The sequence below is a fragment of the Aliidongia dinghuensis genome, from assembly GCF_014643535.1.
Taxonomy (GTDB): Bacteria; Pseudomonadota; Alphaproteobacteria; order ATCC43930; family CGMCC-115725; genus Aliidongia; species Aliidongia dinghuensis.
This window is the reverse complement of record NZ_BMJQ01000016.1, coordinates 42,683-57,296: the sequence shown is the minus strand read 5'-3', so window position 1 is coordinate 57,296 and position 14,614 is coordinate 42,683. Positions and strand designations below refer to the sequence as shown.

Genomic DNA, 14,614 nt, shown 5'->3' with positions numbered 1-14,614 from the left:
GGAGAGTGGACGTGTGGAAGGCGCGGGACGTGTGGATGTCCCGAGCGATACGAAATGAATATAGCGTCGACGCGGACCCGTTTCCGCGAATGGGCTGTTGCAAGCGTTCATCGGGTCGGCTGCCGGGCTTGGTGCCGCGGCACCTCCGGACCCTGAGCGATAGTCCATCGCCGGCGGTCTGGCGTTCGAAACCCGATCTTCGTCGGCCGTCATCGGCCGAGCAATCGCGTGGCAGATGGCGTCTCGATGGACGTTTGGAGCGCGGATCAGGAATTCTTCAGCGGGGGTGATTTCATGCCGTCCTATGACAGCCTCTTCAACTCCTACGCCCGGTTCTACGAGAGCCAGCGGGACGTCGAGATGTCGCTCGAAGAGTATTTGAGCGGCTGCGCCGACGATCCGATGATGTACGCGAGTGCCGCCGAGCGTCTGTTGAAGGCGATCGGCGACCCGGTGGTGACCGACACCAGCCATGACGCCCGGCTCGGCCGCATCTTCATGAACCGGACGATCAAGGTCTATCCGGCGTTCGAAGATTTCTACGGCATGGAAGAGACGATCGAGCGGATCGTGGGCTTCTTCCGCCATGCGGCGCAGGGCCTCGAGGAACGCAAGCAGATCCTCTATCTCCTGGGCCCGGTCGGCGGCGGCAAGTCCTCGCTCGCCGAGCGCCTGAAGGCGCTTGTCGAGAAGTTCCCGATCTATGTGCTGAAGGCCGGCAAGGACGTGAGCCCGCTGTTCGAATCGCCGCTGGGCCTGTTCAACCCGGACATCCTCGGCTCGCAGATCGAAGAGCGCTATGGCATTCCGCGCCGGCGCCTGACCGGCCTCATGTCGCCCTGGGCGGCAAAGCGGCTGACGGAGTTCGAGGGCGATCTCTCGCGCTTCACGGTCGTGCGCATGCAGCCGTCGCGGCTGCGGCAGGTCGCGGTCGCCAAGACTGAACCCGGCGACGAGAACAACCAGGACATCTCTTCGCTCGTCGGCAAGGTCGATATCCGCAAGCTCGAATACCTGCCGCAGAACGACCCCGACGCCTATGCCTTTTCGGGCGGCCTCAACCGCACGACCCAGGGCATCCTCGAGTTCGTCGAGATGTTCAAGGCACCGATCAAGATGCTGCACCCGCTGCTGACCGCGACGCAGGAAGGCAACTACATCGGCACTGAGAACATCGGCGGGCTGCCGTTCCAGGGCATGATCCTCGCACATTCGAACGAGGCCGAGTGGCAGACGTTCAAGAACAACCGCAACAACGAGGCGTTCATCGACCGTATCTCGGTCATCAAGGTGCCGTACTGCCTCAGGCCGACCGAGGAGCGCCGGATCTACGAGAAGCTGCTCGAGACGAGCGAGCTGGGCGAGGCGCCGTGCGCCCCCGGCACGCTCGACATGCTGGCGCGCTTCACCGTGCTCTCCCGGCTTAAAGCGCACGAGAACTCGAACCTCTATTCGAAGATGCGCGCCTACGACGGCGAGAGCCTCAAGGACTCCGATCCGCGGGCGAAGTCGGTCCAGGAATATCGCGACGCCGCCGGCGTCGACGAAGGCATGGACGGCATGTCGACGCGCTTTGCGTTCAAGGTCCTGTCGCAGACGTTCAATTTCGACACCCAGGAAGTGGGCGCCGACCCGGTCCACCTCATGTATGTGTTGGAGCAGGCGATCCGTCGGGAGCAGTTCCCGGAGGATACCGAAAAGCGGCTCGTGAATTTCATCAAGAGCGAGCTCGGGCCGCGCTATGCCGAATTCATCGGCCACGAGATCCAGAAAGCCTATCTCGAGTCCTACAGCGACTACGGGCAGAACCTGTTCGACCGCTATGTCGCCTATGCCGACGCCTGGATCGAGGACAGCGACTTCAAGGACCCGGACACGGGCCAGCTCATGAACCGCGAGCTCCTGAACCAGGAACTGTCCAAGATCGAGAAGCCGGCGGGCATCGCGAACCCGAAGGACTTCCGCAACGAGGTCGTCAAGTTCGTGCTCCGGGCGCGCGCCAGCAATGCCGGCCGCAATCCGTCCTGGCAGTCCTATGAGAAGCTGCGCGAAGTGATCGAGAAGCGCATGTTCGGCCAGGTCGAGGAGCTGCTGCCGGTCATCAGCTTCGGCACGAAGAAGGACAGCGACACCGACACCAAGCACGCGCAGTTCGTCGACCGCATGACGGCACGTGGCTACACCGAGCGGCAGGTCCGTCGCCTGGTGGAATGGTACATGCGCGTGAACAAGGCAGGGTGACGGGGATGACCCGTCGTCCGGCCGGGCGAGGTAGCGAATGATCATTGTCGACCGTCGACCGAACCCCAAGGGCAAGAGCCTCGGCAACCGCCGGCGCTTCATCGAGCGGGCGCGCGCCGAGGTGAAGGGGGCGGTGATGGATGCGCTCCGGAAGCGCAAGATCACCGACACCGAGAGCGGGGAGAAAGTGTCGATCCCGACCAAGGGGATCGACGAACCGACCTTCCGGCACAGCTCGTCCGGCGGCAAGCGTCACTATGTCGTGCCGGGCAACAAGGAGCATGTGGTCGGCGATGAGATCGAGCGGCCGCAGGGCGGCCAGGGCGGCAAGGGCGGCGACCCGTCGGACAGTGGCGAGGGGCAGGACGCGTTCGAGTTCACGCTCTCGCGCGAAGAGTTCCTCGACCTGTTCTTCGAGGATCTGGAGCTGCCGGACTTGGTCAAGAAGCGGCTGTCCGAGGCCTCGGCGCCGGAGCTGAGCCGCGCCGGCTTCACGGTCAGCGGCAGCCCGTCCAACATCAATATCATCCGGACCATGCGCAACAGCATGGCCCGGCGCATTTCCCTCAAGCGACCGAAGCTGGATGAGATCGAGGAGCTCGAGGACGAGGTCGAGCGGCTGGCCCACACCGGACCGACCGAAGCCTGGCAGGACGCCAAGCATCGGCTTGAGATCGCCCTGCGCCGCACCAAGGCGATCCCGTATTTCGATCCGATCGACGTGCGCTACAACCGGTTCGAGCGGATTCCGAAGCCCAATATCCAGGCGGTCATGTTCTGCCTCATGGACGTGTCGGGCTCGATGACCGAGCGCATGAAGGACCTGGCCAAGCGCTTCTTCATGCTGCTGCACATCTTCCTGGTCCGGCGCTACAAGAGCGTCGATCTCGTCTTCATCCGCCATACCTCGACCGCCCAGGAGGTGGACGAGGAGACGTTCTTCTACAGCCGTGAAACCGGCGGCACCGTGGTGTCGACCGCGCTCGCCGAGATGGAGCGGATCATCAAGGAGCGCTATCCGCTCGATGCCTGGAACGTCTACGCCGCGCAGGCCTCGGACGGCGACAATTTCGGCGCCGACAGCGGCCGCTGCGTCCAGCTGCTCTCCGAGCTGCTGCCGGTCTGCCAGTATTTCGCCTATATCGAGGTGAGCGAGGGCATCGACAGTTTCGGCGATCGGCGCATGGACAAGACCGACCTGTGGCGGGCCTATGCCGAGGTCGCCCCCGCCTTCGCGAATTTCGCCATGCGACGGGTCGGCGACCCTGCGCAGATCTTCCCGGTGTTCCATGATCTGTTCGCTCGCAACAAGGCGGCGATCGTCAACCAGGAACCCTAAGGGAGCAGCCCATGCGACGGACCATCGAGCGTCAGGCTCCCCTGTTCGAGGGCGCCGACTGGGACTACGAGAAGCTGAAGCGGGCCTACGACGCGATCGAGTTGATCGCGCGCAAGGATCTGGGGCTTGATACCTACCCGACCCAGGTCGAGGTCATCACGTCCGAGCAGATGCTCGACGCCTACGCCTCGGTCGGCCTGCCGCTCATGTACCGGCATTGGAGCTTCGGCAAGAGCTTTGCCTATAACGAGGCCTTGTACCGCAAGGGGCTACAAGGTCTCGCCTACGAGATCGTCATCAATTCCAATCCCTGCCTCTGCTACATCATGGAAGAGAATTCCATGACCATGCAGACGCTGGTCATGGCGCATGCCGCGTTCGGCCATAACCACTTCTTCAAGAACAACTATCTGTTCAAGCAGTGGACCGACGCGTCGGGCATCCTCGATTATCTCGCCTTTGCGCGCGACTTTGTCGCCAAGTGCGAGGAGCGCTACAGTGTGAGCAGGGTCGAGCGCGTGCTCGACGCGGCGCATGCGCTCATGGACCAGTCGGTCAACCGCTACGCCCGGCGCGGCTTGAGCTTCGCGGAAGAGAGCAAGCGCGAGAAGGAGCGTCGCCAATACGCCGAGCAGACCTTCAACGACCTGTGGCGCACCGTGCCGACGAAGGCCACGCTCGAAGGGTTCGATACGAAGGAAGCGGCCCAGTTCCGCCAGGAGACGAACCGGCGCTTCGGCCTGCCCGAGGAGAACCTGCTCTATTTCATGGAGAAGCACGCGCCGAAGCTCGAAGGCTGGGAGCGCGAGCTGTGCCGGATCGTGCGCAACATCGCGCAGTACTATTACCCGCAGAAGCAGACGAAGGTCACGAACGAGGGCTGCGCCACCTTCGTGCACTACGAGATCATGCATCGCCTGCACGAGAAGGGCCTGCTGACCGACGGCTCGATGCTCGAGTTCCTGCACAGCCACACGAGCGTCGTGTTCCAGCCGGACTATGACGACCGGCGCTACGGCGGCATCAATCCCTATGCGCTGGGCTTCGCCATGATGGAGGACGTGAAGCGCATGTGCCTCGATCCGACGGAGGAGGACCGCTACTGGTTCCCCGAGATCGCCGGCAACAAGGATCCCTATGGCACGCTGCGCGACGCCTGGGCCAATTATCGGGACGAGAGCTTCATCCTGCAGTTCCTGAGCCCGCATGTGATGCGCAAGTTCCGCTTCTTCCGCGTGCGCGACGACGCGGCGGAGACCAACATGCTGGTCGACGCAATTCACGACGAGATGGGCTATCGCGACCTGCGTGCCGCACTCGCCCGGTCCTACGACCTGTCGCGCCGCGAGCCCGACATCAACGTGGTCGAGCTCGACATGGCCGGCGACCGCACGCTGGTACTGCGCCATGCGGTCTATGAAGGCATCCTGCTCGACGAGAAGACCAGCCAGTCCGTGCTGCGCCATCTGGTCGAGCTCTGGGGCTATCCGGTGCGCCTGATCGAAAGCGATGCCACGACCGACGCGGTGCTGAAGACCCACGCGCTGGCGCCCGACGCCTGAGATGACGTGCCCGAGACTGGTCCGCGCGCGGCCGGTCTCGGGCCGGCGCCTCAGATTTGCCGCCGCCCGACGAGGTCGGTGAGGAGCGCCAGCAGGCCGAAGCCGGCGCCGATTGCGCAGACGAGTGGCCAGCCGCCCCGGTCGATAGCGAAGCCGGCGACGGATGAGCCCACCGCACCTCCCACGAAGAACAGTCCGACGAACAGGCCGTTGAGTCGCCCGCGCGCCTCCGGATTGAGCAGGTTGATCTCCCGCCGGCCGAGCGTCTGATCACCCGTGACGCCGACGTCGAGCAGCACGGCGGCGAGCCCCATCAGCGCCAGCGCTGGCAGGCGCGCATCGAGGGCGCCCGCCCAGGCGGCGATCGCCAACGAGGCGATCATGGTCAAGTGCGCGCCGATCGTCGCCGGCCGCGTCCAGCCCCGGTCGCCCCAGCGGCCGAAGATCGGCGTCACCACGGCCCCGCCGGCGCCGACCAGCGCGAAGAGCGCAATGCCGTGCTGGGCGAGCCCGAACGGCGGCCGTGCCAGCCGGAGCGCAATCGCGGTCCAGAACAGGCTGAAGGCGGCCATGGCGAGGCTCGCGGTCCAGGCCCTGCGGCGCAGCACCGGTTCTCGGCACAGAAGGTGCCAGAGCGAGGCGATCAGCGCCGGATAGGACGCGCGGGTCGCAGGCTGGCGTCGCGGCAGCCGCCAGGCCAGCACAAGGGTGAGGCCCGCCATGGCGCAGGCGCTTGTGCCGAAGAACGGCCGCCAGCCATAGCTGCCGGCGATGAAGCTTGCGATCGGGCGCGCCAGCAGGATGCCGATCATCAGCCCGCTCATCACGTCGCCGATGACGCGGCCTCGCTCCTCTGCGGGCGCCATGGCGGCCGCGATCGGCACCAGGATCTGGATCGCCGAACAGGCGGCGCCGAGCACGAACAGCAGAGCGAGCAGGCTCGCCGCACTGGGTGCCAGCGCCGCGAGCCCGGCCGCGAGCGTCGCGGCGGTCAACTGGCGCACGATCAGGCGCCGGTTCTCCGCGAGATCGGCGAGCGGCACCAGCAGGAACAGCCCTGCGGCATAGCCCAAGAGCGTGGCGGTCGCGACGAGCCCGCTGCCGTCGGCGCCGATGCCGAGCGAGGCGGCGATCGGCCCGACCAGCGTCTGCGGCGCGAAGAGATTGGTCACGATCACGCCGACGGCGGTCGAGAACAGCAGGATGAGCGGGCGTGTGATCTCCGCGGTCGCCAGATCCGCGCCGCGGCGGCTGACCAGGACATCGTTCGTGGGCGGCATGAGGCACCTTCGTTCGACGGACGAGAGGTCACCTTTATTGCCGATCCACATTATGATACAATTCAATAATGTGAATAATGATTATGAGTTGTTTCTATGAACATCCGAGACCTGGAAGCGTTCGTGGCGGTGGTCGAGACCGGGTCGATCGTCGGCGCCTCGGCCCGGCTCAATCTGACCCAGCCGGGGGTGACGCGCCGGATCCAGAATCTGGAAGACGGCCTGGCCACCGCCCTGCTCGATCGGCAATCGAAGCCGCTGAAGCCGACGCCGGCGGGCCGGGAGGCCTATGAGCACGGCCGGCGGGTGCTGCGCTCGCTCGACGACCTCAGGGCGGGCTTGACGCCGGGTGGTGAAATGCGCGGCGAGTTCCGGCTCGGCATCATGCCGTACCTGTCCGAAGCCGCACTGGTGAAGCCGCTCGACCGGCTGCGCAGCGAGTTCCCGCACCTGACCCTGCGCATCACGTCGGACTGGTCGCCGCGGCTGCTCGAGCAGGTCGCGCGCAGCGAGCTCGATGCGGTGGCGCTGTGCCTCGCCGACGGCCTGCGTCCGCCCGAGGAACTTGCGGGCGACGAGCTCGGCATCCATGACGTGCTGCTGATCGCAGCACCGAGCCTTGGCATGCCACAGCCGGCGCGGCTCGAGGATCTCGCCCGCTTCTCCTGGATCATGAACAAGACCGGCTGCGGTTTCCGCGCCTTCATCCAGCACCGGTTCGACGCGCTGCGACTGCCGTTCACGGTCGCGGTCGAAGCGCTGGGCGCCGATCTGCGCATGTCGCTGGTCGCGCGTGGGCTCGGCATCGGCATCGTGACGCCGGGCGCCTTCGCCGAGAGCCCCTGGCGCGACCAGGTCATGGTGATCGACTGCCCGGAGTTCCGGCCGAAAGTCCGCTCCTGGCTGTTGCACCGGCCGCCGGCCGGCCGGCTCGCGCGCCCGATCGCCGTGTTCGGCGAGGCGCTGATCGAGGGAATGCGGACCCCGGTGCCGCTGCTGTCATAGCGGCGGGCCTGGGCTCAGGCTGCGACGACGCCGTCGATCAGGTTGGCCTGCAGCAACTGCTCCGTCGTCGGCATCACGACGACCGGGCCGATGCGCTGGACGAGGGCGGCAAATGCCGTCTCCTGCGCGCGGCGGGCCGCCTCAGCCTCGGCCGGCGCGATGCGGGCGAAGCGGATCTCGCTGCCTGGCCGCATCCGGCCGAGCCGGGGCAGGTCGGCGCCGATCACCGCACCGATCTTGGGATAGCCGCCGACCGTCTGCCGGTCGGCCAGCAGCACGATCGGCTGCCCCGTGCCCGGCACCTGGATATGGCCGTCGGCGATGCCGTCCGACACGATATTGAAGCCGCGCGCATGGTCGAGCTTGGCGCCATCGAGCCGCATGCCCATGCGGTCCGTCTCGGCGGTCACGCGGTAGGGCTCGGCGAAGAAGCGCTCGATCGCCGCCGGCTCGAACCAATCCTCCTGCGGCCCCAGCACGACGCGGATCGGGCCCTGGCCATAATCGATCGGCTCGGCCTTGCGTTCCGGCACTGCGGTCGCGGCCGGCTTCAAGAGCGGCAGCCGGTCGCCCGCCTTGAGCGCACGGCCCTCGAAGCCGCCGAAGCCGCCGCGGGCATAAGTCGAAAGGCTGCCCATACAGGGTTCGAGCGCGAAGCCGCCTTCGACCGCCAGGATGCAGCTCGCGGCATCGGTGAAGCCGCCGATCGTGATGCGCGCGCCGTGCGGCGCGGTCACGCTGCGCCCTGCGGGCACCGGCTGGCCGTCGATCGCGAGCCCGGCGTCGGAGCCGACGAGGGCCACCCGCACTGACTCCGCTTCGACGACGAGCGTGGGACCCAGCGCCAGGATCTCGAGCGCGCCGGTGCCGGCCGCGTTGCCGACCAGCGCGTTGGCGAGGCGCAGCGCCAGTGGGTCGAGGGCCCCCGACACCGGCACGCCATAGCGCTGCAGGCCGCGCCGGCCCAGATCCTGAACCGTGGTCGACAAGCCGGGCCGTTCGACCCTGAGATGGCTCATATCGTCTCTCCGTCGGCGCATTCACGGCGCGGGTCGTATTCGCCGGCGCGGGCAGCGGCCAGGATGCGGGCGTGCTCGGCCGCATCGATCGGCTGGAAGCGGACGCCGTCGGCCGGGGCGAGCAGGGCGGGCGTGTCCCAGCGCGCATCGAACAGCGGCACCGGGCAATTGCCGATCAGGTGCCAGCCGCCCGGGCTCTCGGTCGGATAGATCACGGACAGTTTCTGGGCGACCGCGACCGAGCCTGCCGGCACGCGGGTGCGCGGCGAGGTGCGGCGCGGCAGGTTGAAGATGGGGGGCAGCTCCGCCATGAACGGGCAGCCCGGCAGGAAGCCCACGACCGCAACCGAGAAGGGATTGGCCGCATGGGTCTGGGTCACCGCCTCCGGCGCCAGGCCGGTCGCGGCCGCGACATCGGCCAGGTCGGGCGCGAAGGCCGCATCGTAGCAACACGGCAGGCGCCAGGACCGGCCGGGCGCCACCGCCGCCGCTTCGTTCTCGTCGCCGAGGCCCTCGATCGCTGCGATCAGCGCCGCGCGCGTGGTCGCGAGCGGATCGTAATGCACCATGAGTGAGCGGAAGCTCGGCACCGTCTCGATCACGCCGGTGAGGCGCGCGCGACTCAAGCGTCGGTCGAGCCGCTGCACGGCCTGGATCAGGTCCGGGTCGATCACCTCGCCATATTCGATGACGAGCGCCGCGTCGCCGGCGGCGAGGTACCGGGGCTTGAGCGCGCTCACAGCGAGGTCGCGGCCCGCGCCGCCTGGTCGTAGAGGCCGGAGAGCGCGCGCAGCAGGCCTGCGGTCTCGCCCAGTCCTGCCTCGCCCAGAGGAGGCGTCGGCACGGCGAGCAGGCAGGACTGGCGCACGGCGCGATAGCGGGCGCAGGCGTCATCGCCGGCCGCGGTCGTCGCGTAGAACACTTCCTTGCCCGGCCGCGCTCGGGCGACGAGGCCCAGCTGCGTCAGCTTGCGCAGCGCGTAGTTGACGACGTGGCTGTCCTCGATGTTGAGGACGAAGCACAGGTCGGCGAGCCGCTTCGGCCGGCCGCGATGATGAATCGAATGCAGCACCAGGATGTCGATCTTCGAGAGGTCGGGATAGCCGGCCGCCGTCATGCAGCGCACGATCCAGCGCTCGAACGCGTTATGGACGAGGATCAGGCCGAATTCGAATTCGCTCAGCTCCTCGGCGCCGGGATCGGCCAGATGGGCCGAAGAGACGATATAGTCGCGCTTGGTCATGGCCTTGCGTCCTCGGGGCGTCTCGCAAATGGGGAGCGGCTCGTTGCCGCATATTTACATTTTATCGATAAATCGCAAACATAAACTTGCCGTGACCTGTTGTCGGGCATAGGCTTGCCTCATCGCCAGCGACGGAGGAACGGATGCGCCTGATCGATCTCAACGCCGATGTCGGGGAAAGCTTCGGCAATTGGCGCATGGGCAACGACGAGACCGTGCTCGGCATCGTGAGCTCCGCCAACGTCGCCTGCGGCTTTCATGCCGGCGACCCGATGGTGATGGCCAAGACCTGCGAGATCGCCAAGCGCAACGGCGTCAGCGTCGGCGCTCATCCGGGCTTCGCCGACCTGCAGGGCTTCGGCCGCCGGCCGATTCCGATGAGTGCCGCCGAACTTGAAACCATGGTCGCCTATCAGATCGGCGCCTTCATCGGCATCGCCGCGCGCGCCGGCCTGCCGGTCGCCCATGTGAAGGCCCACGGCGCGCTCTACAATCTGGCCGAGGCCGAACTCGAGGTGGCGAGCGCCATCGCGCGGGCGGTCAAGGCGGTCGATCCGGCGCTCATCATGGTCGGCGGCACCGGCTCGCCCATGGCGACGGCGGCGGAGGCGGCGGGGGTGCGTTTCGCGGCCGAGGGTTTCCCCGACCGGGCCTATGCCGACGACGGCAAGCTCCTGTCGCGCAAGCTGCCGGGTGCCGTGCTGCACGACCCGGCCGAGGCTGCGGCGCAGGCCGTGCGCATGGTCGTCGAGGGCGAGATCCGCACGGTCGGCGGCAAGGTGCTGGCCCGACAGGTCAATACGCTGTGCATCCACGGCGACGAGCCGACCGCGGGGGCGGTCGCCGGCGCCATCAAGGCGGCGCTCGTGGCCGCCGGGGTCGAGATCGCGATCCTGCCCAAAGTGATGGCGGCCTGACACGGTCGGTTCGGGGGGAGCGGCCATGCGGATCACGATCGTCGGCGCCGGCATCATGGGCCTCACCACCGCCTGGTCGCTGGCCAAGCGCGGTCATCAGGTGACGCTGCTCGAGCAAGGGCCGGCGATCCCGAGCCCGCTCGCGGCCTCCGGCGACCAGCACCGGATGATCCGCCGCGCCTATGGCGGGCAGAGCGGCTACGCTCGACTGATCACCGAAGCCTACGACGCCTGGGACGAGCTCTGGGCGGACCTGGGAACGTCCCACTACGTGCCGGCCGGCATCTTGTGCGTCTGCCAGGAACCGGGCGATGAGGCCGATCTGTTCCGCCAAGGCTTCGACGCGGTCGGCACGCCTTATGAGCGGCTGGTACCCGATGCCGCGGCCGAGCGCTTCCGCTTCCTCGATGCGGCTACCTTCCGCTACGCGTTCCATACGCCGGAAGGCGGCGTGCTCCTGTGCCGGGCGATCGCGGCCGGGCTCGCGACCTGGCTCGCGAGCAAGGGCGTCGAGCTGCGCACGGGTGAACGCGTGACCGGGCTCGATGCCGAGCGTGGGCGCGTCATGCTCGGTTCGGGCGAGACGCTCGATGCCGATCGCGTCGTCGTCACGGCCGGCGCCTGGACCTTGCGGCTGCTGCCCGAGCTCGCGACGGATCTCAAGGTCTATCGAACGGCGGTCGTCTATCTCGACCCGCCGGCCGATCTCGCCCCGGCCTGGGCGGCGGCCCCAGCCATCCTATCGATCGGCGGGCCGTCGGAGGGCTACGTCCTGCCGCCGGTGGCCGGCACCGGGCTCAAGTTCGGCGCGGGCTTCATGAAGCGGCCGGCGGACGATCCCGAGGCCGATCGGACGGCCAAGCCGGGCGAGGGCGAGCGGCTGCGCGACGCCTTCTCACCGCCGCTCGCGCGCGTCGGCGACTATCGCGTGCGCGACGTGGTGACCTGCGCCTACACCTTCACCAAGGACAAGACCTTCTACGCCCGGCACGTGGGGCGCGTCCTGGCCGTCTCAGCCTGTTCGGGCCACGGCTACAAGTTCGGCGCCGCGGTCGGGCGCCGGGTCGCGGAAGCGGTCGACGGCGGCGAAACGGACCGGCTCCGCCGCTGGTTGCGGGCGGAGCTGGTCGCGGCCTGAGCCCTGTCGAGGTTCGCTATGACTCCAGTGCCGCCAGCATCTCCCCGAATCCCGTCCGGCACGCGAACCCCAGCCGCTCCGCCGCCTTGGTTGCATCGTAGACCCGGTCGATCGACTGGAACATAGTCCAGCCGCGGCGCGCGTAGATCTCCGGATAGTGCGGGAAATAGCGCCGAACGACGGCGGGCGCGTCGTGAATCAACCCGGCGCAGTCGGCCCGAGTGAAGGGCGTGCGCGGCGCGATGATGAAATTGTCGAAGCCCAGGTCCGGCGCCTTTGCGAGCGCTGCCACATGAGCCTCGGCCATGTCTTCGACCGTAGCGCGGCGGAACAGGAGCTCGTTTGCCTTGGTGTTCTCGCCCGACTGGCTGATGGCATGGGCCATGTCGTCCTCCTCGGGGAAGAACCGGCCGGTGCGCAGCACTACGACCGGTAAGCCATGAAGCTCGTGGGTGAGGCGGCAGAGATGCTCGGCGGCGTATTTGGTGACGCCATAAATGTTGCGGGGCTGGAGCGGCGCCAGTTCCTCGGTGATCCAGGCGGCGCGTTCGGCGCCGCCGTCGCGCCCGGCGCGTACCGTCTTGGAAATCATGAGCGATGTCGTCGAGGTCATGACGAAACGGTTGACGGTCGAGCCGGCGGCGACCGCCTCCTCGAGCAGGTTCAACGTGCCCTGGATATTGACCGCCACGAAGTCCGACCGCTCGTGCGTCTCGATATTCGGCTTGTGCAATGCGCCTGAATGAATGACGGCCTCGATGCCGAAATCGCGCATTGCCGCGCGGACCATGGCGCGGTCGGCGATCGTGCCGACGATCTCGGTCAAGGGCGAGGGCACCGGGTCGAGCCCGACCACCTGATGGCCATCACGCCTCAGCCGCGGCACCAGCGTCTGTCCGAGCCAGCCCGACGATCCGGTCACCAAGATCCGCATTCAGTCATCCTCCAGTCGATTCGTCGCGAGTGTCGGGCAAGGCTTTCCGATCCTTACGATGTTTTCGCGAAGGTGCTCAAAAAGAAACCGCCCCCGCATTGCTGCGGGGGCGGATCGTTTTCAGGCGTAGCCTTTGCGGCCGATCAGTCGATGATCGAACGGTCCTTCGTTTCCGGCACGAACAGCATGCCCACCACGAAGGTGACCGCGGCAACGATGATCGGGTACCAGAGGCCTGAGTAGATGTTGCCGGTCGAGGCGACGATGGCGAAGGACGTGGCCGGCAGGAAGCCGCCGAACCAGCCGTTGCCGATATGGTAGGGCAGGGACATCGAGGTATAGCGGATGCGGGTCGGGAACAGCTCGACCAGCAGTGCTGCGATCGGCCCGTAGACCATGGTGACGTAGAGCACCATGACGACGAGCAGCAGCGTGGTCATCACGTAGTCGATCCTGGTCGGGTCGGCCTTGGCCGGGTAACCCGCTGCGCCCACGGCATCGCCCACCGCCTTGGTGAAGACCGGGGCCTTGTCCTTGGCTTCGGCGGCGGCATAGGCGTCGATCACCTGGTCGCCGATCTTGATCTGGGCGACCGCGCCGGCCGCGGCGGCCTGGTTCTCGTAGGGCACGCCGCGGGAGACGAGCACCGCCTTGGCGACGTCGCAGCTGTTGGTGAACTTGGCCGTGCCGACCGGGTTGAACTGGAACGAGCAGTCGGCCGGATCCGCGATCACCGTCACCGGCGCCTTGGCCTGGGCGGCTTCGAGTGCCGGGTTGGCGTAGTGGGTCAGCCCCTGGAACAGCGGGAAGTAGGTGATCACGGCCAGGAGGCAGCCGGCCATGATGATCGGCTTGCGGCCGATCCGGTCCGACAGGCCGCCGAACACCAGGAAGAACGGCGTGCCGATGGCGAGCGCCGCCGCGATCAGCAGTTGCGCCGTCTGGGCGTCGACCTTGAGCGTCTGGGTCAGGAAGAACAGCGCGTAGAACTGGCCCGTGTACCAGACGACTGCCTGGCCCGCGGTCAAGCCGACCAGCGCCAGGATGACGACCTTGGCATTGCCCCAGTGCAGGAAGGACTCGGTGAGCGGCGCGTGCGAGCCTTTGCCCTCCTCCTTCATCCGCTTGAACACCGGCGATTCATCGAGCTTCAAGCGGATCCAGACCGAGATCGCGAGCAGCGCCAGCGAGATGCCGAACGGCACGCGCCAGCCCCAGGCGTCGAAATCGGCGGGTGCCAACGAGAGCCGGCAGGCGATGATGACGAGCAGCGACAGGAACAGGCCGAGCGTCGCCGTGGTCTGGATCCACGAGGTGAAGATGCCGCGCTTGCCCATCGGTGCATGCTCGGCGACGTAGGTCGCTGCACCGCCGTACTCGCCGCCGAGGGCGAGGCCCTGGAACAGGCGCAGGCCGATCAGCAAGACCGGCGCCACGATGCCGATGCTGGCATAGCCCGGCAGGATCGCGACCGCTGTGGTCGACAGGCCCATGATCATGATGGTGACGAGGAACGTGTATTTGCGACCGACGAGATCGCCCAGGCGGCCGAACACGAGGGCGCCGAACGGGCGGACGAAGAAGCCGGCGGCGAAGGCGAGCAACGTGAAGATGAAAGCTGCGGTCGGGTTCACCGCAGAGAAGAATTGCTTGCTGATATTCGGTGCGAGCGAACCGTATAGGTAGAAGTCATACCACTCGAACACGGTGCCGAGCGAAGAGGCGAAGATCACCAGCTTCTCGCCGCCCCCCAGCGTGCGAGCGGAACCTGCCATTTCGTAGGTCGCCATAAGCCATCCCCCCGTATCGGAATGTAGGCGGGTTGGGCGAAGATCGCCGTCCCGCGGTATCCCAAATAGCAGGCGTCAAATTCCAGCAAAAATCAAGGGGAGTGTCTGGGGTTGCAATGCTCAATACATGAGCATTGCCCAAATCA

At 67.0% G+C, this 14,614-nt stretch carries 12 protein-coding genes; 6 read left to right on the top strand and 6 right to left on the bottom strand.

Annotation, left to right across the window (positions count from 1 at the left end):
• The first annotated feature begins 294 nt into the window (after positions 1-294).
• The 3 genes from IEY58_RS26070 to IEY58_RS26060 are packed head-to-tail and all read left to right on the top strand — an operon-like array spanning position 295 to position 5,142.
• A complete protein-coding gene (locus IEY58_RS26070) occupies positions 295-2,241 on the top strand; it encodes a PrkA family serine protein kinase (RefSeq protein WP_189051212.1) in 1,947 nt (648 codons plus the stop codon).
• Positions 2,242-2,278: 37 nt separating this feature from the next.
• Positions 2,279-3,580, top strand: coding sequence for a YeaH/YhbH family protein (locus IEY58_RS26065; protein ID WP_189051094.1), 1,302 nt, complete (start codon positions 2,279-2,281; stop codon positions 3,578-3,580).
• 11 nt (positions 3,581-3,591) lie between these two features.
• A complete protein-coding gene (locus IEY58_RS26060) occupies positions 3,592-5,142 on the top strand; it encodes a SpoVR family protein (protein ID WP_189051093.1) in 1,551 nt (516 codons plus the stop codon).
• Positions 5,143-5,192: 50 nt separating this feature from the next.
• On the opposite strand, the gene IEY58_RS26055 is transcribed toward IEY58_RS26060, so the two are convergent.
• Positions 5,193-6,422 (bottom strand): MFS transporter, encoded by a 1,230-nt coding sequence (locus tag IEY58_RS26055; protein ID WP_189051092.1) that lies wholly within the window; start codon positions 6,420-6,422, stop codon positions 5,193-5,195.
• A 96-nt stretch (positions 6,423-6,518) separates the two neighbouring features.
• Between IEY58_RS26055 and IEY58_RS26050 the strand changes: the two genes are divergently transcribed.
• The gene (locus tag IEY58_RS26050) at positions 6,519-7,427 is read left to right on the top strand and encodes a LysR family transcriptional regulator (RefSeq protein WP_189051091.1); all 909 of its coding nucleotides are present in this window, start codon (positions 6,519-6,521) and stop codon (positions 7,425-7,427) included.
• A 14-nt stretch (positions 7,428-7,441) separates the two neighbouring features.
• Here the strand turns inward: IEY58_RS26050 and IEY58_RS26045 are convergent, their stop codons facing one another.
• Genes IEY58_RS26045 through IEY58_RS26035 form a run of 3 tightly spaced genes read right to left on the bottom strand, consistent with a single transcriptional unit; the run spans position 7,442 to position 9,689 of the window.
• Positions 7,442-8,446, bottom strand: coding sequence for a 5-oxoprolinase subunit C family protein (locus IEY58_RS26045; RefSeq protein WP_189051090.1), 1,005 nt, complete (start codon positions 8,444-8,446; stop codon positions 7,442-7,444).
• Complete coding sequence (pxpB, locus tag IEY58_RS26040) at positions 8,443-9,186, bottom strand: 5-oxoprolinase subunit PxpB (protein ID WP_189051089.1); 744 nt, start codon at positions 9,184-9,186, stop codon at positions 8,443-8,445. The genes IEY58_RS26045 and pxpB overlap by 4 nt, the downstream gene beginning before the upstream one ends.
• Positions 9,183-9,689, bottom strand: a complete 507-nt coding sequence (locus tag IEY58_RS26035; RefSeq protein WP_189051088.1) for a winged helix DNA-binding protein — start codon at positions 9,687-9,689, stop codon at positions 9,183-9,185. Before IEY58_RS26035 ends, pxpB begins: the two co-directional genes overlap by 4 nt.
• A 143-nt stretch (positions 9,690-9,832) precedes the next feature.
• On the opposite strand from IEY58_RS26035, the gene IEY58_RS26030 reads away from it, so the two are divergent.
• Together IEY58_RS26030 and IEY58_RS26025 are read left to right on the top strand one after the other, a co-directional pair.
• A complete protein-coding gene (locus tag IEY58_RS26030; RefSeq protein WP_189051087.1) occupies positions 9,833-10,606 on the top strand; it encodes a LamB/YcsF family protein in 774 nt (257 codons plus the stop codon).
• A 25-nt stretch (positions 10,607-10,631) separates the two neighbouring features.
• Positions 10,632-11,744: an NAD(P)/FAD-dependent oxidoreductase gene (locus IEY58_RS26025; protein WP_189051086.1), complete on the top strand. Its 1,113-nt coding sequence runs from the start codon at positions 10,632-10,634 to the stop codon at positions 11,742-11,744.
• A 16-nt stretch (positions 11,745-11,760) separates the two neighbouring features.
• On the opposite strand, the gene IEY58_RS26020 is transcribed toward IEY58_RS26025, so the two are convergent.
• Together IEY58_RS26020 and IEY58_RS26015 are read right to left on the bottom strand one after the other, a co-directional pair.
• Positions 11,761-12,678: an NAD-dependent epimerase/dehydratase family protein gene (locus IEY58_RS26020; RefSeq protein ID WP_189051085.1), complete on the bottom strand. Its 918-nt coding sequence runs from the start codon at positions 12,676-12,678 to the stop codon at positions 11,761-11,763.
• A gap of 143 nt (positions 12,679-12,821) precedes the next feature.
• The gene (locus IEY58_RS26015; protein ID WP_229743961.1) at positions 12,822-14,453 is read right to left on the bottom strand and encodes an MFS transporter; all 1,632 of its coding nucleotides are present in this window, start codon (positions 14,451-14,453) and stop codon (positions 12,822-12,824) included.
• Between the last annotated feature and the right edge of the window lie 161 nt (positions 14,454-14,614).